We start from the raw sequence: 19,871 nt of genomic DNA on the forward strand, positions 1-19,871 counted from the left end.
CACGGGAACACGGCCACGAAAACAGGGCTGCGGAAGACACGGCCACGAAGAGCGAAGAGCATGGCCGCGGAAAGGGCGACGGCACCCCTCGCACACAGGGGGTGCCGTCGCCCTTCGGCGTCGGCACGCCGGGTTCTGGACGGGCCCTTCGGGCTTAGTACGGGCCGTTCACGTTGTCCATCGAGCCGTACCGGTCGGCAGCGTAGTTGCAGGCCGCGGTGATGTTCGCGACCGGGTCGTAGGCGTCCCAGGCGGTGCCCTCGACGTGGTACGCCTGGAAGGTCGGCGCTATTACCTGGAGCAGGCCCTTGGAGGGCACGCCGTTCTGGGCGTTGATGTCCCAGTTGTTTATGGCGCGCGGGTTGCCGCCGGACTCCCGGATGATGTTGCGGTGGATGCCCTCGTAGGAGCCGGGGATGCCCTTCTTCTTCATGATGTCGAGGGATTCGCGGATCCAGCCGTCGAGGTTGTCCGGGTAGGTCTTCTTCTCGGCGGCGACCGTCTCGATACGCGTGGCGGAGCGGCTCGCGGCCTGCTTGGCGGCGCGCTCCTTGGCGGCCTTGGCCTCGGCGGCCTTCTTCGCGGCGGCCTCTTCAGCCGCCTTCTTCGCGGCGGCGTCCGCCGCGGCCTTCTTCGCGGCCTTCTTGGCGGCCTCGTCCTTGGCCTGCTTGGCGGCGAGGGCGGACTGCTTCGCCAGGGCCTCGTGGTGGGCCTGGGCGTCGGCCTTCTGAGAGGTGAGGGCGACCGGCTTGTTCGGCAGGTCCTGGGCCGTGGTCTTGGCACCGGCGTCTCCACCGGGGACGACCGCGAAGGCTATGGCGGCCGCACCGGCGGCTGCGATTCCAGCGGCGGAGTACTTGTGCGTCTTGTTGAGGCGGCTGTAACCGGGGATGTTGGGCAGGGGCATGGCGGAGTAGACCTCTTCCAATCGCTTGAGTCGCAGGCCAAATCGGCGCGCAGAGCGCCGTTCCTGGATCTACGGCGCCGTGCGACTGGGTGAAATTCTTAGCTGCCGCAAAAAGCTGTCGCAAAGGCGTGACATACGATGCTGCTTAGTGGATAAGTAGGCCGTTCATGCCCACGCGGACGGCCGTCATCCCCGCTCAGTCGCCTATGAAACGTCCACTAAGCACGTTCGTACGTGATTTAGGTCGTGTGTCCGGGCTCACATCGCGGAGCTTCTCATATTGCGCGCTGTGCCCACGCAAATGCTCAGGGTGTTTGTTTTTTCCACCCCTGTAACAGCCCCTTTGGGGGCCTCGTGTGCGCCGTTCGACCTAGGGCTCAGGTCTTATCAGGTGGCCGCCGACCGGCCGATATGCCCACCGGATGGCGGTGGGTACGGTAATGCCCATGACGAAAGGACGGGGTGGCGGAGCCGAGGCCGGGCTGAGCCGGGTGAGCGCGGCGCTGCTCGCCATGAGCCGACATCTGGAAGTCCGTGATGTCCTAAAGACCATCGTTGTGTCCGCCCGTGAGCTGCTCGATGCGGAGTATGCCGCTCTGGGGGTTCCGGATGATCACGGAGGTTTCGCCCAGTTCGTAGTAGATGGGGTCAGTGAGGAGCAGTGGAAGGCCATCGGGCCGCTGCCGCGACAGCACGGCATTCTCGCCGCGATGCTCAAGGACGCCACTCCACAGCGACTCGCCGATGTGCGGCTGGATGCCCGTTTTGGGGGATGGCCATCGGCTCATCCCGTTATGTCGGATTTCTTGGGACTTCCCATTGCCGACGGCGATGAAGTTCTCGGCGCGGTATTCCTCGCCAACAAGCGATGCCCCAAGCCCGAGGGCGGCTGCGGTTTCACCGCCGAGGACGAGGAGTTGCTGTCCATCCTGGCCCAGCACGCCGCCATCGCCCTGACCAACGCCCGGCTCCACGAGCGCGGCCGCGAGCTCACCATCGCCGGGGAGCGGGCCAGGCTCGCCCATGAGCTGCACGACGCGGTCTCCCAGAAGCTCTTCTCGCTGCGGCTGACCGCCCAGGCGGCCACGGCCCTGGTGGACCGCGACCCCGGCCGCGCCAAGGACGAGCTCCAGCAGATCGCGCTGCTCGCCGCCGAGGCCGCCGACGAACTGCGCTCCGCCGTCGTGGAGCTGCGCCCCGCCGCCCTCGACGAGGACGGCCTCGTGGCGACCCTCAGGACCCAGGTGCAGGTGCTCGACCGGGCCCACTCCGCCCGTGTCACCTTCGCCTGCCACGGGGTACGGGCGCTGCCCGCCGCCCAGGAGGAGGCCGTGCTGCGGGTGGCCCAGGAGGCCCTGCACAACGCGCTGCGCCACGCCGACGCGCGGCAGGTGGACGTCACCCTCGCCCGGCACGGCCAGGGCGCCCGGCTCCGCGTCGCCGACGACGGCGTGGGATTCGACCCCTCGGCCGTACGCCGCGCCGGGCGCCACCTCGGGCTGGTGTCGATGCGGTACCGGGCCGGTGGCGTCGGTGGCGGTCTGACGGTGGAGTCGGCGCCCGGCAAGGGCACCGTGATCGAGATGGAGGTGCCCGGTGGCTGACCCGGGACGGATTCGGGTGCTGCTCGTCGACGACCACCAGGTGGTGCGGCGCGGCCTGCGGACCTTCCTCCAGGTCCAGGACGACATCGAGGTGGTCGGCGAGGCGTCGGACGGCGAGGAGGGCGTCGCCCGCGCCGAGGAGCTGCGCCCCGACGTCGTCCTCATGGACGTGAAGATGCCCGGCCTGGACGGGATCGAGGCGCTGCGCACCCTGCGCGACCTCGACAACCCCGCCCGGGTGCTGGTGGTGACGAGCTTCACCGAGAAGCGCACCGTGGTCCCCGCCCTGCGCGCGGGCGCCGCGGGTTATGTCTACAAGGACGTGGACCCCGAGGCGCTGGCCCGCGCCATCCGCTCCGTCCACTCCGGGCATGTGCTGCTCCAGCCCGAGGTGGCCCTCGCGCTGCTCTCCCAGGAGGACGGCGGCGGCCACGGGCGCGGCGGGTCCCTCACCGAGCGTGAACGCGAGGTGCTGGCGCTGATCGCGGACGGCCGGTCCAACCGGGAGATCGCCCGTGCGCTGGTGTTGTCGGAAAAGACCGTGAAAACCCATGTGTCCAACATTCTTATGAAATTGGACCTCGCCGATCGCACCCAGGCCGCTCTATGGGCGGTACGGCACGGGATCGGAGCATGAACAGCGTTTCTCCGTGAAATCACACCAACGTGTGGCGATCACTCGAACAGCGCAACTCGCCATCGGCCGGGCCGTTCTTCACGGCGTACCGCGGCGTACCGCCGCGGTGATGCGCTGATGAATGAAGGGTCTCGAGAAGTGAAGAACATCAAGAGGTTCGCTGCCCTCACGATCGTGGCCGGCGGACTCGCCGTCGCCGGTGCCGGTGTCGCCTCCGCCCAGGGCCCCCAGGCCGACGGTGGGGCGATGACGTCCCCGGGTGTCGTTTCCGGCAACAACATTCAGGCGCCCGTCCACGTGCCCGTGAACGTCTGCAGCAACACCATCTCGGTCATCGGGGCCATGAACCCGGCGTTCGGCGTCCCCTGCGTCCGCTGACCGGCCCCCTGGCGGATATCCCGACGCACCACCGGCCGGCCCCGGAGGCACCCGCCTCCGGGGCCGGCCCCATGTCGGCCCCCGAACCCGATGACGGCCCGGGACGTCGGACCCGGGAAGCCCGGCCCCCGACGGTGGTCAGAGACCCGCGAAGACCAGCCCCGGCGAAGGTCGAAGACCAGCCCCCGCGAAGGTTGAAGACCAGCCCGGCGAAGGCCAGAGGCGAAGGCCAGAGGCCCGAGACCCGCGAAGGTCAGAGACCGCCCCGCTCCCGCTCCTCCACATACGCGTTGTACGCCGCCACCTGGGCCCGCCGCGAGGTGCGCTCCACCGGCCGCAGCGCCTCGGCCCGCGCCGTGATCTCCGACGCGCTCACCGCCCCGCCGTGCTCCCGGCCGTCCCCGCCCGCCATGTACGCGATGTCGACCAGCGCAGCCACCCGCTGCGCCAGCTCCAGCACCCGTATGGCCCGCGGCGGATAGCCCGGGGCCAGCACCTCGCGCCCCCGCTCGGCCCGCGCCCGATACGCCTCCAGGGCCGCCTCGGCCACCGGGCCCGACCCGGCCACGTTCAGCCGCGAGAGCACCTCGGTGGCCTCCCGCAGCGCCTCCGCCAGCTCCCGCTCGGCCTCACCCAGCGACGGCACATCGGCCGGCGGCGCCTCCCGCACGGCCTGACACCGCCACACCACCTCGATGTGCTGATCGCCCTCGGGCCCGGCCGCCGACACCTCGGGCACCAGGCCGAGCGCCGCCCCGGTGGCGATCACCGCCTCGCCCGCGTCGAGCGCGTGGGCGTTGAACTCCGGCGGGCCGCTCAGCCCCAGGGGATGCCCCGCTATGGGCAGCGCCACTCGCAGCCCCTTGGCCCCGAGCGCCCGCAGCCGCCCCAGCGCCAAAGTGAGCCCCACCTGCCCGGACTCGCCCGGAAGCCCGGCCACCCGGTGCGACGCGTCCTCATCCGCGATGCGATGCGCCGCCTCATCGGGGGAGACAAGTCCGGCGAGAAGGGCATTTCCCCAAGCTGCGAGGCGCCCTGAACGTGGTTCATCGAGCATGGAACCAGCCTAAGGACTGCCACCGACAACGTGTGGCGTAGGTTTTCCTCAGGGGGCTGCGCCCACAGGCGCACGCACGACTCGAGACTGCAATGGGAGACAACGCGCTCATGAGCGAGGTTCTGGAGCTGCTGGACGTATCGGTGGTCCGCGATGGGCGGGCTCTGGTGGACGAGGTCTCCTGGTCGATCAAAGAAGGCGAGCGCTGGGTCATCCTCGGGCCCAACGGCGCCGGCAAGACCACCCTCCTCAACCTCGCCTCCAGCTATCTCTTCCCGAGCGCCGGAACCGCCCGGATCCTCGGCGAGCTGCTCGGCCGCGTCGACGTCTTCGAGCTGCGCCCCCGCGTCGGCATGGCGGGCATCGCCATGGCCGAGAAGCTGCCGCGCCGCCAGACCGTCCTCGAGACCGTCCTCACCGCCGCGTACGGCATGACGGCCCACTGGCAGGAGGACTACGACGCGGTCGACGAGACCCGCGCCCGCGCCTTCCTCGACCGCCTCGGCATGACCGAGTACCTCGACCGGAGGTTCGGCACCCTCTCCGAGGGCGAGCGCAAGCGCACCCTCATCGCCCGCGCCATGATGACCGACCCCGAGCTGCTGCTCCTCGACGAGCCCGCGGCCGGACTCGACCTCGGCGGCCGCGAGGACCTCGTCCGCCGCCTCGGACGGCTCGCCCGCGACCCGCTCGCCCCGTCGATGATCATGGTGACACATCATGTCGAGGAAATCCCCCCCGGCTTCACCCATGTTCTGATGATCCGCCAGGGGAAGGTGCTCACCGCGGGCCCGGTCGAGACCGAACTGACCTCCCGCAACCTCTCCCGCTGCTTCGGACTCCCGCTGGTCGTCGAGCGCAACGGCGACCGCTGGACCGCCCAGGGCCTGCCGCTGACCTGATGTCCGCCCCCTGCGCCCACCGTGCCACCGGCAGGTGATCCGCGCACTGTCCCCGGCGACTTGGGACAACTACCATGACCATGTGGATCCGTGGGTGTGGTGGCTGATCGCCGCCGTAGGACTGGGCATCCCGCTCGTGCTGACCGCGATGCCCGAATTCGGGATGGTCGCGGTCGGCGCCGTGGCCGGTGCCATCACCGACGCGCTCGGCGGCGGCATCGTGCTTCAAGTCGTCGTCTTCTGCGCCGTCTCCGTGGCATTGGTCGCCGTCGTACGCCCGATGGCAGTGCGCAGCCGCCGTCAGCAGCCCGAGCTGCGCAGCGGCATCGAGGCGCTGAAGGGCCGCCAGGCCGTCGTCCTCGAGCGCGTCGACGACGGCGGAGGCGGCCGGATCAAGCTCGCGGGCGAGGTGTGGTCCGCGCGCTCACTCGACCCCGACCAGGCCTACGAACCAGGGCAGCAGGTCGACGTGGTGGAGATCGACGGTGCGACGGCCGTCGTCATGTAGACGCCGTAGCGGGGTGTCCTACCAAGAGTTGAGGGCGCCCCGGTTGAGCTGCGGAGTCGACCATCGATCTGACAGACTCCACCCTCGGGAACCGTCAGACTTGATCATCCCGACCATCCGAATCGCCGCATGAAGGGCACGGGGAGCCGCTGTGGAACCGATCATCATCGTCCTGATCATCCTCGTGGTGCTGGTCTTCATCGCACTGATCAAGACGATCCAGGTCATCCCACAGGCCAGCGCCGCCATCGTGGAGCGCTTCGGACGCTACACACGCACCCTCAACGCGGGCCTGAACATCGTCGTCCCGTTCATCGACTCGATCCGCAACCGCGTCGACCTCCGTGAACAGGTCGTGCCCTTCCCCCCGCAGCCGGTGATCACCCAGGACAACCTGGTGGTGAACATCGACACCGTCATCTACTACCAGGTGACCGACGCCCGCGCCGCCACCTACGAAGTGGCCAGCTACATCCAGGCGATCGAGCAGCTGACCGTCACCACCCTGCGGAACATCATCGGTGGCATGGACCTCGAGCGCACCCTGACCTCCCGCGAGGAGATCAACGCGGCGCTGCGCGGCGTCCTCGACGAGGCCACCGGCAAATGGGGCATCCGCGTCAACCGCGTGGAGCTCAAGGCCATCGAGCCGCCCACCTCCATCCAGGACTCGATGGAGAAGCAGATGCGCGCCGACCGTGACAAGCGCGCCGCGATCCTCCAGGCCGAAGGTGTCCGGCAGTCCGAGATCCTGCGCGCCGAGGGTGAGAAGCAGTCCGCGATCCTGCGGGCCGAGGGTGAGTCCAAGGCCGCCGCGCTGCGCGCCGAGGGCGAGGCGCAGGCCATCCGCACGGTCTTCGAATCCATCCACGCCGGCGACCCGGACCAGAAGCTGCTCTCGTACCAGTACCTCCAGATGCTGCCGAAGATCGCCGAGGGCGACGCCAACAAGCTCTGGATCGTACCCAGCGAGATCGGCGACGCCCTCAAGGGCCTCGGCGGGGCCATGGGCAACTTCGGCCCGTTGACCGGCGGCGGAAACGGCGGCGGCACCCCCGGCCCCACCGGTAAGGAGCCCGCCCCGCGCCGCGAACAGCCCACGATCGACTGAACGGACGGCGGCGGGGCGGCCCCTCAGCGCCTTCGCCAGGGATGGGACTCAGGCGGGCAGCGCCAGCCACTCCGGCAGACCGTCCCGCTCCGCCGCCCCCAGTGCCAGCAGCAGCGCATCCGAAGGCGTCGGCTCGAACGGCGCCTTGAGCAGCCGCATCCCCGCCTGCTCCGGAGTCCGGTCCGCCTTACGGTGGTTGTCCTCGGCACACGAGGCGACCGTATTCAGCCAGGTGTCCCCGCCCCCGCGCGACCGCGGCACCACATGGTCCACGGTCGTCGCCCGGCGGCCGCAGTACGCGCACCGGTGCTGGTCCCGGACCAGCACCCCGCGCCGCGACCACGGCGCACGTCTTCGGAACGGCACCCGTACGTAACGGCACAGCCGGATCACCCGCGGCAGCGGCAGATCGACGTCCGCAGCCCGCACCCGCAGCCCCGGGTGGGCGTGTTCGACGACGGCCTTGTCCTGGAGGACCAGCACCACGGCGCGCCGCAGCGTGACCGTCGCCAGCGGCTCGAAGCTCGCGTTCAGAACCAGCGTCTCGCGCATCCCGACCACCCCCGCGTCCCGGTGTCCCGGCCCGCGCCGGAGATCGGCGGGACCGGGATCAACTCTGGCCGGGAGCCTGGCCGAGAACAACGCAATTTCGCCGCGTCAGCCCGCGGCCGGCACCTCGTACTCCCCGATCAACTGGGCCCGCCCCAGCGTGTGGAACCGCAGATTGAAGCCGACCACCGCGGGCGAGGCGTCCGCGTCCGGGCCCAGCTTCTCGGCGTCCACCGCGTAGACGGTGAACACATAGCGGTGCGGACCGTCCCCGGGCGGCGGCGCGGCCCCGCCGAAGTCACGGGTCCCGTAGTCGTTGCGCGCCTGTACGGCACCCTCGGGCAGGCCGGTGAAGCCACCGCTGCCCGCACCCGCCGGAAGCTCGGTGACGGTGGCCGGGATGTCGAACGCCACCCAGTGCCAGAACCCGCTGCCCGTCGGCGCGTCAGGGTCGAAGCAGGTGACGGCGAAGCTCTTCGTCCCCTCCGGGAAACCCTCCCAGCGCAGCTGCGGAGAGGTGTTCCCCTCAGCCTGCACCTGGGCGGACTTGAGCGTGCCGCCCGGTGCCACATCGTCGCTCACCACCGTGAACGACGGCACCGGCGGATGGAAGTCGTGCGGGAGCGGGGCCCGGTTCTGCTCGGACACGTCGAGAACCTCCTCGAAGTCGCAGTGGATCATCTCCGCGGCCAGCCTAACGAGACCGGTACCCGGCGGGCTGGCACCATGGCGCCCATGACCGGCCCCACCCTCGCCCTCCACCTGCGCCTCGACGGCGTGACGGACAAGGACGGCTTCCTCGCCCGCTGCGCCCGGGACCTGCGCTTTCCCGACTGGTACGGGCGGAATTGGGATGCCCTCGCCGACTGCGTCACCGATCTGTCCTGGTGGGCCGAGGGCGGCGAGCCCAGCGGTTGTCTGCTGGACATCCAGGGCTGGCCGGCCTTCCGCGACGCGGACCCCGACGCCGCCGCGATCGCGGCCGACATCCTGGCCGACGCGGAGGCGTACTGGGCGGCGCAGGGACGGCCCCTGGTGGTGCGCTACGACGACGGCCCCTGACGGTCACGGGGACGGCCCCTGGTGGGCCCGGCACGTGCCGTCCCCGCACCCGGCAGGGGTCGCCCCCGCACATGAACGCGGGGCGTGCGCCGAGCTGCCCTCGGTGCACGCCCCGCGCGGAAGTCCGGTCCGGGGAGGGGAAACCTCAGAACCAGTTGCGCTTGCCGCCGACCTGGGCGAGCCACTGGTTCAGATACGCGGCCCAGTCGGTGTCCTGGAAGGTGGTCAGGTTCATCGTGAACGACCGGTAGGTGTCACTGCCCTCGGAGAACAGCCCCGGCTTCTTGTCCATCTCCAGCACCACGTCCATCTCGCGGTCGTCCGCGACGAAGGACAACTCCACCTGGTTCAGGCCCCGGTACTGCTCCGGCGCGTAGAACTCGATCTCCTGGTAGAAGGGCAGCCGCTGGCGGGTGCCACGGATGTGCCCGCGCTCCAGGTCGGCGCTCTTGAACCGGAAGCCGAGGGCGCCGAATGCGTCCAGGATCGCCTGCTGGGCGGGGAGCGGATGCACATTGACCGGGTCCAGGTCGCCCGAGTCCACCGCGCGCGCGATCGCCAGCTCGGTGGTCACCCCCACGTTCATGCCGGACAGATGGCGGCCCATGAACATGGTGATCGGAGTCTCCCACGGAACCTCCAGGCCGAACTGCACCGCGTGCACCGCGCCCGGCTGCACCTCGAACGCACCGCCCAGCCGCTGCCGGGTGAACTCCACGTCCTGCTTGTACTCCTGGTCGTTGCCCTCCACCTCGACCCGCGCCTGCAGGCCGACCGAGAGCCCCTCGATCTGCTGCGCGACCGAGCCGCCCTGGATCCGGACCTCGCCCTGCACGATGCCGCCCGGGACGACGTTCTCCTCGGTCAACACCGTCTCCACCGAAGCGCCACCGGCACCCATACTCGCGAGCAGCTTCTTGAAGCCCATGTTCTCCCTCTCAAGGACGCGACTGCGTCTTGACTCGATCGCATTCGATCACTGTTGACACCTAGAAACGCGAAACAGCCGTGGACGGTTCCGCGGCTCATACCCTTCCAGCGGACCGGTGCCGCCTCCAACCACCGGTTCATATCTGTTCCACTACGCTCGGGGCGCGTGACAGCAGGACCTGACCGCACCCCCCTCGACCGCGCCTTCTTCGACCGGCCCGTCCTCGAGGTCGCCCCCGACCTCCTGGGCCGCGTCCTGGTCCGGCGCACCCCGGACGGACCGATCGAATTGCGCCTGACCGAGGTCGAGGCGTACGCGGGCCCGGCGGACCCCGGCTCGCACGCCTACCGGGGCCGCACCGAGCGCAACGCCGTGATGTTCGGTCCCCCGGGTCATGCGTATGTCTACTTCACCTATGGCATGTGGCACTGCCTCAACCTGGTCTGTGGACCGGAGGGCCACCCCAGCGGGGTACTGCTGCGCGCGGGCGAGGTGCTGAACGGCCACGAGTGGGCCCATCAGCGCAGGCCGAAGGCGCGCAACGACCATGAGCTGGCCAAGGGCCCGGCCCGGCTGGCCACGGCCCTGGGTGTGGACCGCAGACAGGACGGCAGCGATGTGTGCGGGAGCCCCGACGCCCCGCTCGCCATACTCACCGGCCGCCCCACCCGGCCCGAGCAGGTGCTCAGCGGTCCGCGCACCGGTGTGGGCGGCGAGGGCGCAACCCACCCCTGGCGCTTCTGGATCGACGGCGATCCCTCGGTGAGCCCCTACCGGGCCCACACCCCGCGTCGCCGGAATTCGACGCGCCGTCAGGTCGGAACTTGACTCCGCTGGACGGGACGCCTAACGTAGCCCGAGCCGCTTGAGACGGGCAGCGCTGTCATCACGATCCTAGGATCGGGTCACCGCGGCCCCGGAGCGGCCAATCACTACGACGATTCCCGAACAGGGTCCTGTTTCGCTGCGCGAAATCAAGGCCCGAGGGTCCGATTAGGAGCCGGGCGGGAAATTCGCTAAAGTGGTGGACACGCCGGAAGGCGCGAAAGACCCCGCTCCAGCAGGGGGCCGGAAACGGAATTCGGATCGGAAACGACCGGGAATCGGGTCTGGTAAGGTTGGAAACACCGAAGGGAAGCGCCCGGAGAAGCCGGTGAAACGGTTTCGAAGGAAGCGTCCGTTCCTTGAGAACTCAACAGCGTGCCAAAAGTCAACGCCAGATATGTTGATACCCCGTCCATTGTTGGACGAGGTTCCTTTGAAGAAGAACACAGCGAGGACGCTGTGAACCATCGGATTATTCCTCCGGTGGTTCCGCTCTCGTGATGTGTTGCCGGGATAGCCCGGAAGCATTCACGGAGAGTTTGATCCTGGCTCAGGACGAACGCTGGCGGCGTGCTTAACACATGCAAGTCGAACGATGAACCGGTTTCGGCCGGGGATTAGTGGCGAACGGGTGAGTAACACGTGGGCAATCTGCCCTGCACTCTGGGACAAGCCCTGGAAACGGGGTCTAATACCGGATATGACTACCGACCGCATGGTCTGGTGGTGGAAAGCTCCGGCGGTGCAGGATGAGCCCGCGGCCTATCAGCTTGTTGGTGGGGTGATGGCCTACCAAGGCGACGACGGGTAGCCGGCCTGAGAGGGCGACCGGCCACACTGGGACTGAGACACGGCCCAGACTCCTACGGGAGGCAGCAGTGGGGAATATTGCACAATGGGCGGAAGCCTGATGCAGCGACGCCGCGTGAGGGATGACGGCCTTCGGGTTGTAAACCTCTTTCAGCAGGGAAGAAGCGCAAGTGACGGTACCTGCAGAAGAAGCGCCGGCTAACTACGTGCCAGCAGCCGCGGTAATACGTAGGGCGCAAGCGTTGTCCGGAATTATTGGGCGTAAAGAGCTCGTAGGCGGCTTGTCGCGTCGGATGTGAAAGCCCGGGGCTTAACCCCGGGTCTGCATTCGATACGGGCAGGCTAGAGTTCGGTAGGGGAGATCGGAATTCCTGGTGTAGCGGTGAAATGCGCAGATATCAGGAGGAACACCGGTGGCGAAGGCGGATCTCTGGGCCGATACTGACGCTGAGGAGCGAAAGCGTGGGGAGCGAACAGGATTAGATACCCTGGTAGTCCACGCCGTAAACGTTGGGAACTAGGTGTGGGCGACATTCCACGTTGTCCGCGCCGCAGCTAACGCATTAAGTTCCCCGCCTGGGGAGTACGGCCGCAAGGCTAAAACTCAAAGGAATTGACGGGGGCCCGCACAAGCGGCGGAGCATGTGGCTTAATTCGACGCAACGCGAAGAACCTTACCAAGGCTTGACATACATCGGAAACATCCAGAGATGGGTGCCCCCTTGTGGTCGGTGTACAGGTGGTGCATGGCTGTCGTCAGCTCGTGTCGTGAGATGTTGGGTTAAGTCCCGCAACGAGCGCAACCCTTGTTCTGTGTTGCCAGCATGCCTTTCGGGGTGATGGGGACTCACAGGAGACTGCCGGGGTCAACTCGGAGGAAGGTGGGGACGACGTCAAGTCATCATGCCCCTTATGTCTTGGGCTGCACACGTGCTACAATGGCCGGTACAATGAGCTGCGAAGCCGTGAGGTGGAGCGAATCTCAAAAAGCCGGTCTCAGTTCGGATTGGGGTCTGCAACTCGACCCCATGAAGTCGGAGTCGCTAGTAATCGCAGATCAGCATTGCTGCGGTGAATACGTTCCCGGGCCTTGTACACACCGCCCGTCACGTCACGAAAGTCGGTAACACCCGAAGCCGGTGGCCCAACCCTTGTGGAGGGAGCTGTCGAAGGTGGGACTGGCGATTGGGACGAAGTCGTAACAAGGTAGCCGTACCGGAAGGTGCGGCTGGATCACCTCCTTTCTAAGGAGCACATAGCCGACTGTGGGCAGATGTCCTGCACGGTTGCTCATGGGTGGAACGTTGACTATTCGGCACGGTTCTTCGTGTGACGGCTGCTAGTACTGCCCCTTGGGGTGTGGAACGCGGATCGGATCGGAGACCGGGTCGGGCACGCTGTTGGGTGTCTGAGGGAATGAATCCCCTCGACAGGCCGGAGTCCATGTAGGTGGTGGATGACTGGTCGTTGCTTGAGAACTGCACAGTGGACGCGAGCATCTGTGGCCAAGTTTTTAAGGGCGCACGGTGGATGCCTTGGCACCAGGAACCGATGAAGGACGTGGGAGGCCGCGATAGGCCCCGGGGAGCTGTCAACCGAGCTTTGATCCGGGGGTGTCCGAATGGGGAAACCCGGCAGTCGTCATGGGCTGTCACCCATACCTGAACACATAGGGTATGTGGAGGGAACGCGGGGAAGTGAAACATCTCAGTACCCGCAGGAAGAGAAAACAACCGTGATTCCGGGAGTAGTGGCGAGCGAAACTGGATGAGGCTAAACCGTATGTGTGTGATACCCGGCAGGGGTTGCGCGTACGGGGTTGTGGGTTCGTACTTCAGTCGTCTGCCGGCGGCTGGGTGAGTCAGAAATTGTTGATGTAGGCGAAGGGCATGCGAAAGGCCCGGCGTAGAGGGTAAGACCCCCGTAGCTGAAATGTCAGCAACTTGCTTGTGCGATACCCAAGTAGCACGGGGCCCGAGAAATCCCGTGTGAATCTGGCGGGACCACCCGCTAAGCCTAAATATTCCCTGGTGACCGATAGCGGATAGTACCGTGAGGGAATGGTGAAAAGTACCGCGGGAGCGGAGTGAAATAGTACCTGAAACCGTGTGCCTACAAGCCGTGGGAGCGTCGCCGTGTTCTTCGGAGCACGGTCGTGACTGCGTGCCTTTTGAAGAATGAGCCTGCGAGTTTGCGGTGTGTTGCGAGGTTAACCCGTGTGGGGGAGCCGTAGCGAAAGCGAGTCCGAATAGGGCGATTCAGTAGCGCGCTCAAGACCCGAAGCGGAGTGATCTAGCCATGGGCAGGTTGAAGCGGAGGTAAGACTTCGTGGAGGACCGAACCCACCAGGGTTGAAAACCTGGGGGATGACCTGTGGTTAGGGGTGAAAGGCCAATCAAACTCCGTGATAGCTGGTTCTCCCCGAAATGCATTTAGGTGCAGCGTCGTGTGTTTCTTGCCGGAGGTAGAGCACTGGATAGGCGATGGGCCCTACCGGGTTACTGACCTTAGCCAAACTCCGAATGCCGGTAAGTGAGAGCGCGGCAGTGAGACTGTGGGGGATAAGCTCCATGGTCGAGAGGGAAACAGCCCAGAGCATCGACTAAGGCCCCTAAGCGTACGCTAAGTGGGAAAGGATGTGGAGTCGCAGAGACAACCAGGAGGTTGGCTTAGAAGCAGCCATCCTTGAAAGAGTGCGTAATAGCTCACTGGTCAAGTGATTCCGCGCCGACAATGTAGCGGGGCTCAAGCGTACCGCCGAAGTCGTGTCATTGCAGCATGTGGTCCAACGATCGCTGTGATGGGTAGGGGAGCGTCGTGTGCCGGGTGAAGCAGCCGTGTAAGCGAGTTGTGGATGGTTCACGAGTGAGAATGCAGGCATGAGTAGCGATACACACGTGGGAAACGTGTGCGCCGATTGACTAAGGGTTCCTGGGTCAAGCTGATCTGCCCAGGGTAAGTCGGGACCTAAGGCGAGGCCGACAGGCGTAGTCGATGGACAACCGGTTGATATTCCGGTACCCGCTTTGAAACGCCCAGTATCGAATCCTCTGATGCTAAGGCCGTGAAGCCGCCCTGATCTCTTCGGAGTTGAGGGGAGTGGTGGAGCCGCTGATCCAAGGTGGTAGTAGGTAAGTGATGGGGTGACGCAGGAAGGTAGTCCAGCCCGGGCGGTGGTTGTCCCGGGGTAAGGGTGTAGCCCGAGGGGTAGGTAAATCCGTCTCTCATGTGGGTGAGACCTGATGCCGAGCCGATTGTGGTGAAGTGGATGATCCTATGCTGTCGAGAAAAGCCTCTAGCGAGTTTCATGGCGGCCCGTACCCTAAACCGACTCAGGTGGTCAGGTAGAGAATACCGAGGCGTTCGGGTGAACTATGGTTAAGGAACTCGGCAAAATGCCCCCGTAACTTCGGGAGAAGGGGGGCCATTGCTGGTGATGGGATTTTCTCCTTGAGCTGGTGGTGGCCGCAGAGACCAGCGAGAAGCGACTGTTTACTAAAAACACAGGTCCGTGCGAAGCCGTAAGGCGATGTATACGGACTGACGCCTGCCCGGTGCTGGAACGTTAAGGGGACCGGTTAGTCGACTTTCGGGTCGGCGAGGCTGAGAACTTAAGCGCCAGTAAACGGCGGTGGTAACTATAACCATCCTAAGGTAGCGAAATTCCTTGTCGGGTAAGTTCCGACCTGCACGAATGGCGTAACGACTTCTCGACTGTCTCAACCATAGGCCCGGTGAAATTGCATTACGAGTAAAGATGCTCGTTTCGCGCAGCAGGACGGAAAGACCCCGGGACCTTTACTATAGCTTGATATTGGTGTTCGGTTCGGCTTGTGTAGGATAGGTGGGAGACTGTGAACTCTGGACGCCAGTTCAGGGGGAGTCATTGTTGAAATACCACTCTGGTCGTGCTGGATGTCTAACCTGGGTCCGTGATCCGGATCAGGGACAGTGTCTGGTGGGTAGTTTAACTGGGGCGGTTGCCTCCTAAAGGGTAACGGAGGCGCCCAAAGGTTCCCTCAGCCTGGTTGGCAATCAGGTGTTGAGTGTAAGTGCACAAGGGAGCTTGACTGTGAGACCGACGGGTCGAGCAGGGACGAAAGTCGGGACTAGTGATCCGGCGGTGGCTTGTGGAAGCGCCGTCGCTCAACGGATAAAAGGTACCCCGGGGATAACAGGCTGATCTTCCCCAAGAGTCCATATCGACGGGATGGTTTGGCACCTCGATGTCGGCTCGTCGCATCCTGGGGCTGGAGTCGGTCCCAAGGGTTGGGCTGTTCGCCCATTAAAGCGGTACGCGAGCTGGGTTTAGAACGTCGTGAGACAGTTCGGTCCCTATCCGCTGTGCGCGTAGGAGTCTTGAGAAGGGCTGTCCCTAGTACGAGAGGACCGGGACGGACGAACCTCTGGTGTGCCAGTTGTTCTGCCAAGGGCATGGCTGGTTGGCTACGTTCGGGAGGGATAACCGCTGAAAGCATCTAAGCGGGAAGCCTGCTTCGAGATGAGGGCTCCCACCCACTTGATGGGTTAAGGCTCCCAGTAGACGACTGGGTTGATAGGCCAGATATGGAAGCCGGGTGACCGGTGGAGTTGACTGGTACTAATAGGCCGAGGGCTTGTCCTCAGATGCTCGCGTCCACTGTGTGGTTCCCGGGTTGCGAACAGTCGCACCGGTGAATCAGTTCCACTTTACTTAATTGAAGAGTGTGCTTGTTCGCTAGAACCCGATAGGGTTTCGGTGGTCATTGCGTTAGGGAAACGCCCGGTTACATTCCGAACCCGGAAGCTAAGCCTTTCAGCGCCGATGGTACTGCAGGGGGGACCCTGTGGGAGAGTAGGACGCCGCCGAACAATCTTTGAAGGACCCTTGGTCCCAGCGTGCATGCTGGGACCAAGGGTCCTTTTTGTTTTTGCTGGACCCGCATCGGCGTGGCTGGTGCGGGAGAATGGCTGAAGTACATGAAGACAGGAGTCACGCCGATGTCCACCAACTCTCCCGACGACCGGTCGGGCCGCGAGCCGCGGGGCCGGGAAGCCGGCGACCGGCGGGAGGCCCGCGGCTCCGGGCCGCGCCGCGACGGCGGTCGTGGTGGTTTCCGGCGTGACGACCGCCGCGATGAGCGACCGCGCGGGCCGCGTCGTGATGATGACCGTGGCAGTTCCCGCCGAGATGATGACCGTGGCGGCTTCCGCCGCGACGACCGTCGGGACGAGCGCCGGGATGATCGCCGCGACGATCGGTCGCGTGGCCCGCGTCGGGACGATGATCGCGGAGGCCGCCCCGGCGGCTATGGGCGCCGCGATGACCGAGGTGGCCGCCCCGCCGGGCGTTACGAGCGCCGGGACGACCGGCGGGATGACCGTCGGGACGATCGTCGTGACGAGCGACCGCGTGGGCCTCGCCGTGAGGACCGCGACGGTGGCTCCCGCCAGGCCGGTTTCCGCCGGGACCGTGACGATCGGCCGGGCTTCCGCCGGGACGATGACCGTGGTGGCTACCGGCGCGACGAGCGCCGGGATGATCGCCGCGACGATCGTCGTGACGACCGTGGTGGGTTCCGCCGTGCTGACCGCGATCGTGACCGTGGCGGCCGAGGTGGCGGCCACGACCGGCGGGATGAGCGGCCCTCGTTCCGTCGTGATGATGACCGTGGTGGGTTCCGGCGGGATGAGCGTCGGGATGAGCGGCCCTCGTTCCGTCGTGATGATGACCGTGGTGGGTTCCGGCGGGATGAGCGTCGGGATGAGCGGCCTTCGTTCCGTCGTGATGATGACCGTGGTGGGTTCCGGCGTGACGACCGGCGGGATGAGCGGCCCTCGTACCGCCGTGATGATGACCGTGGTGGGTTCCGGCGGGATGAGCGCCGGGATGAGCGGCCTTCGTTCCGTCGTGATGATGACCGTGGTGGGTTCCGGCGTGACGATCGTCGGGATGACCGTCGTGACGAGCGGCCGCGTGGGCCTCGCCGTGATGACCGCGACGGTGGCTCCCGGGGTGGTCGGGACGACCGTGGGCCGCGTCGTCCGTACGGTCAGGGCCGGGGGCGCGACGACCGGCGCTCCGGCGGCGGTGGGTTCAATCGCCGTGACGACCGCGGCGGCGGCTACGGGCGTCGCGAAGAGCGCGGCAGGGACCGCGACCGCGAGCCGATCAAGCGGCTGCCGATCCCCGAGGACGTCACCGGCGAGGAGATCGACAAGAGCGTGCGGCAGGAGCTGATGAGCCTGCCGAAGACCCTCGCCGAGGACGTCGCGAAGAACCTCGTCATGGTGGCCAAGCTGCTGGATGACGAGCCCGAGCGGGCGTACCAGTACTCGCGGGTCGCCCTGCGGCTCGCCTCCCGGGTGGCCGCCGTGCGCGAGGCCGCGGGCTTCGCCTCGTACGCCGTCGGGAAGTACGCCGAGGCGCTCGCGGAGTTCCGCGCCGCGCGCCGGATGACCGGCAACTCCGAGCTGTGGCCGGTGATGGCCGACTGCGAGCGTGGCATGGGCCGTCCCGAGCGGGCGCTGGCCATGGCCGGTGAGCCGGAGGTGCAGAAGCTGGACCGGGCCGGTCAGGTCGAGATGCGGATGGTGGCCGCCGGTGCCCGGCGTGACATGGGCCAGGCCGACGCCGCCGTGGTCACCCTGCAGAGCCCCGAGTTGGCCTCGAACTCCATCCAGCCCTGGACCGCCCGGCTGCGCTACGCGTACGCCGACGCGCTGCTGGCCGTCGACCGCGAGGACGAGGCCCGCGAGTGGTTCGCCAAGGCGCTCGAGGCGGATCAGAGCGGGAGCACGGACGCGTCGGACCGGCTCGCCGAGCTGGACGGGGTCGAGTTCGTGGACGCCCTGGACCCCGAGGAGGCGGCGGACGGCGACGCTCGCCAGCCCGTCGAGGAGTCGGAGGCTGACGAGGTCCCGTCCGACGAGGTCCCGTCCGACGAGGACATGGTCGAGCCCGAGGCCGACGACGTCGAGGACATCGAGCCGGTGGCCGAGGCCATGTCAGAGGGCCAGGGAGCCGCGCCCGACGAGGACGGCGACGACCGCTGATGCCATGACATGAGGGGGCGGGATCCCGGACCGGGATCCCGCCCCCTCCGCATGTCCGGCCGCATGTCCGCGCCCTGAGGGTTCCACGCCCGAAGGGCTCACCCCAGCGTCAGGCTCCGCAGCACCAGCCCCGTCGCGGGCTTCGGCCCGAAGGACGTCGACTTGTGCGGCATCGCGATGCCCTGCCGCGCCAACTCGTGCACGACGTCCTCGCGCACCGGATGCATCAGCACCACCGTTCCGCCCAGCCGTTCCGCCTGCTCGACCGCCGCCGTCGGATCGTGGAGGTAGCCGATGTGCTCGGGTGTGTCCGGGACGTTCCACAGATGGTCCAGCAGGGTGTGGTGGAGCACCGTCGCGTCCAGTGTCCGCCATGCCTCCGGGCGTCCTTCGGGGACCGTACGGGCCAGCAGCTCCGGATCCGGCCGGTCCAGGAGGTGGAAGCGGCCGTCCCCGGCCAGCAGGAAGGCGTTCGGAGCGCCGGGCTCGGCGCGCGCCGTCTCTGCCGCCTCGGCGAGGGTTTCCAGGGCGCGCGGCAGCGGGCCGTCGACCGTCCGCACCCGGAAGGCGCGCCGTACCGCCGGAAGCGCCTCGTCCGGCGACAGCCGGCGGAGCAGCCGGTGGATGGCCCGGACCCGGAGCGGATAGCGGGCGGTGTCGACGAGCAGGACGAGCCCGAAGTCCCAGGGGCCGGGCTCCCGTCGCTCCTCGCGCAGCCGCAGATAGGTGGCCCAGCGGTGGTGGCCGTCGGCGATGAGGGCCTGGTGGTGGCGGAGGTCGGTGGAGACCTCCACGAGGTCGGCGGGGTTCGTGACCCGCCACAGATGGTGGTCGACGCCGTCCTCGGTGGTCGTGGAGAGCAGCGGCTCGCGCAGGATGGTGCGTTCGATGACCTGCGCCGCCCCGCCGGTGCCAGGCCCGGCGGCCTCCTGGCCGGCGGCTCCGTTCCCTGAGGCTCTGTTCCCTGACGTCCCGTTTCCCGAGGTCCCGTTGCCGTTGCCGTTCCCGTTGCCGCGGTAGGCGAGCAGCAGCGGCTCCAGATGGGCGGCGGTGGCCCGCATCAGATCGGCTCGGTCCTCGACGATATGCGGCATGACCTCCTCGTGGGGGAGGACGATGCCCTCCTCGCGGGGGCTCAGCCGCAGCGCGCCGATCAGCCCGCGCTGGAGGGTCGGGCCGTCGCGCTGCTCGTAGACGTAGAGCGCGGGTTCGGGGTCCGGGGCGAGCACTCCGTCCGCCTGCCAGCGGCGCAGTGTCTCGGCGGCCTGGCGGTGGCGGGCCTCCGGGGTCCCGGCCTGCGGCAGGATCAGCCGGACGATGTTGTACGGGTCCGCCGTCTCGAGCTCGCGCAGACCCTCGGGCCTGACCACCACGTCGTAGGGCGGTGAGGTGACGGCGGCGAGGCTGCCGACCCGCTCCGCGACGTAGCGCAGCCCCCGGAAGGGGGTGAGCTGCAGACCTTGTCCGCCAGGCCCTGGAATGCTCATCAGTGAATGTTATGCCCCGCGCGGCGATACGCGATGATCGGGGGAGAAGCGCACAGATCTGCGAGGAG

Annotated in this window: 15 protein-coding genes, 3 rRNA genes and 1 pseudogene; 13 read left to right on the forward strand and 6 right to left on the reverse strand. The window is 67.0% G+C overall.

Features of this window, described 5'->3' with window-relative positions:
- Positions 1-154: 154 nt before the first annotated feature.
- On the reverse strand, positions 155-907 hold the full coding sequence (locus LIV37_RS37815) for a transglycosylase SLT domain-containing protein (protein ID WP_020872341.1): 753 nt from the start codon (positions 905-907) through the stop codon (positions 155-157).
- A gap of 440 nt (positions 908-1,347) precedes the next feature.
- On the opposite strand from LIV37_RS37815, the gene LIV37_RS37820 reads away from it, so the two are divergent.
- From LIV37_RS37820 to LIV37_RS37830, 3 genes are all read left to right on the forward strand, one after another.
- Positions 1,348-2,511, forward strand: a complete 1,164-nt coding sequence (locus LIV37_RS37820; protein WP_373920723.1) for a GAF domain-containing sensor histidine kinase — start codon at positions 1,348-1,350, stop codon at positions 2,509-2,511.
- Positions 2,504-3,148, forward strand: a complete 645-nt coding sequence (locus LIV37_RS37825) for a response regulator (protein WP_121824042.1) — start codon at positions 2,504-2,506, stop codon at positions 3,146-3,148. Before LIV37_RS37820 ends, LIV37_RS37825 begins: the two co-directional genes overlap by 8 nt.
- Before the next feature lie 138 nt (positions 3,149-3,286).
- Entirely contained in the window at positions 3,287-3,526 is a 240-nt protein-coding gene (locus LIV37_RS37830; RefSeq protein WP_020872345.1) for a chaplin, read from the forward strand.
- Positions 3,527-3,779: 253 nt separating this feature from the next.
- Here LIV37_RS37830 and LIV37_RS37835 read toward each other — a convergent pair whose 3' ends face one another.
- Positions 3,780-4,583 (reverse strand): hypothetical protein, encoded by an 804-nt coding sequence (locus tag LIV37_RS37835; protein ID WP_121824041.1) that lies wholly within the window; start codon positions 4,581-4,583, stop codon positions 3,780-3,782.
- Between the two features lie 110 nt (positions 4,584-4,693).
- Here LIV37_RS37835 and LIV37_RS37840 point away from each other — a divergent pair, with 110 nt between their 5' ends.
- The 3 genes from LIV37_RS37840 to LIV37_RS37850 all read left to right on the forward strand — a co-directional run bounded on the left by LIV37_RS37840 (position 4,694) and on the right by LIV37_RS37850 (position 7,104).
- A complete protein-coding gene (locus tag LIV37_RS37840) occupies positions 4,694-5,485 on the forward strand; it encodes an ABC transporter ATP-binding protein (RefSeq protein WP_121825038.1) in 792 nt (263 codons plus the stop codon).
- A gap of 82 nt (positions 5,486-5,567) precedes the next feature.
- Positions 5,568-5,993 carry an NfeD family protein gene (locus tag LIV37_RS37845; RefSeq protein ID WP_121825037.1) on the forward strand — a complete coding sequence of 142 codons (426 nt, stop codon included), beginning with the start codon at positions 5,568-5,570 and terminating at the stop codon, positions 5,991-5,993.
- A gap of 151 nt (positions 5,994-6,144) precedes the next feature.
- The gene (locus LIV37_RS37850) at positions 6,145-7,104 is read left to right on the forward strand and encodes an SPFH domain-containing protein (RefSeq protein WP_020872349.1); all 960 of its coding nucleotides are present in this window, start codon (positions 6,145-6,147) and stop codon (positions 7,102-7,104) included.
- Positions 7,105-7,152: 48 nt separating this feature from the next.
- On the opposite strand, the gene LIV37_RS37855 is transcribed toward LIV37_RS37850, so the two are convergent.
- Positions 7,153-7,656 carry an HNH endonuclease gene (locus LIV37_RS37855; protein ID WP_037963497.1) on the reverse strand — a complete coding sequence of 168 codons (504 nt, stop codon included), beginning with the start codon at positions 7,654-7,656 and terminating at the stop codon, positions 7,153-7,155.
- A 105-nt stretch (positions 7,657-7,761) separates the two neighbouring features.
- The gene (locus tag LIV37_RS37860; protein ID WP_121825036.1) at positions 7,762-8,301 is read right to left on the reverse strand and encodes a YbhB/YbcL family Raf kinase inhibitor-like protein; all 540 of its coding nucleotides are present in this window, start codon (positions 8,299-8,301) and stop codon (positions 7,762-7,764) included.
- A gap of 87 nt (positions 8,302-8,388) precedes the next feature.
- On the opposite strand from LIV37_RS37860, the gene LIV37_RS37865 reads away from it, so the two are divergent.
- A complete protein-coding gene (locus LIV37_RS37865) occupies positions 8,389-8,715 on the forward strand; it encodes a barstar family protein (protein ID WP_020872352.1) in 327 nt (108 codons plus the stop codon).
- Between the two features lie 145 nt (positions 8,716-8,860).
- Here LIV37_RS37865 and LIV37_RS37870 read toward each other — a convergent pair whose 3' ends face one another.
- Complete coding sequence (locus LIV37_RS37870) at positions 8,861-9,643, reverse strand: sporulation protein (protein ID WP_020872353.1); 783 nt, start codon at positions 9,641-9,643, stop codon at positions 8,861-8,863.
- A 168-nt stretch (positions 9,644-9,811) separates the two neighbouring features.
- Between LIV37_RS37870 and LIV37_RS37875 the strand changes: the two genes are divergently transcribed.
- The 6 genes and pseudogenes from LIV37_RS37875 to LIV37_RS37900 all read left to right on the forward strand — a co-directional run bounded on the left by LIV37_RS37875 (position 9,812) and on the right by LIV37_RS37900 (position 18,316).
- Positions 9,812-10,474, forward strand: coding sequence for a DNA-3-methyladenine glycosylase (locus LIV37_RS37875; protein ID WP_020872354.1), 663 nt, complete (start codon positions 9,812-9,814; stop codon positions 10,472-10,474).
- Between the two features lie 524 nt (positions 10,475-10,998).
- Positions 10,999-12,525: ribosomal RNA gene (locus LIV37_RS37880) — 16S ribosomal RNA — on the forward strand.
- Positions 12,526-12,784: 259 nt separating this feature from the next.
- Positions 12,785-15,905: ribosomal RNA gene (locus tag LIV37_RS37885) — 23S ribosomal RNA — on the forward strand.
- A 110-nt stretch (positions 15,906-16,015) separates the two neighbouring features.
- Positions 16,016-16,132 (forward strand): 5S ribosomal RNA (rrf, locus tag LIV37_RS37890).
- Together the 16S, 23S and 5S rRNA genes form the textbook arrangement of a ribosomal RNA operon.
- Positions 16,133-16,801: 669 nt before the next feature.
- A pseudogene (locus LIV37_RS53070) lies at positions 16,802-17,404 on the forward strand (tetratricopeptide repeat protein); the annotation flags it as partial.
- An 81-nt stretch (positions 17,405-17,485) separates the two neighbouring features.
- Entirely contained in the window at positions 17,486-18,316 is an 831-nt protein-coding gene (locus LIV37_RS37900) for a hypothetical protein (protein WP_020872356.1), read from the forward strand.
- A 98-nt stretch (positions 18,317-18,414) separates the two neighbouring features.
- Here the strand turns inward: LIV37_RS37900 and LIV37_RS37905 are convergent, their stop codons facing one another.
- Entirely contained in the window at positions 18,415-19,803 is a 1,389-nt protein-coding gene (locus tag LIV37_RS37905; protein ID WP_020872357.1) for a DUF1015 family protein, read from the reverse strand.
- Positions 19,804-19,871: the final 68 nt, after the last annotated feature.

Source organism: Streptomyces rapamycinicus NRRL 5491 (assembly GCF_024298965.1).
Lineage (GTDB): Bacteria > Actinomycetota > Actinomycetes > Streptomycetales > Streptomycetaceae > Streptomyces > Streptomyces rapamycinicus.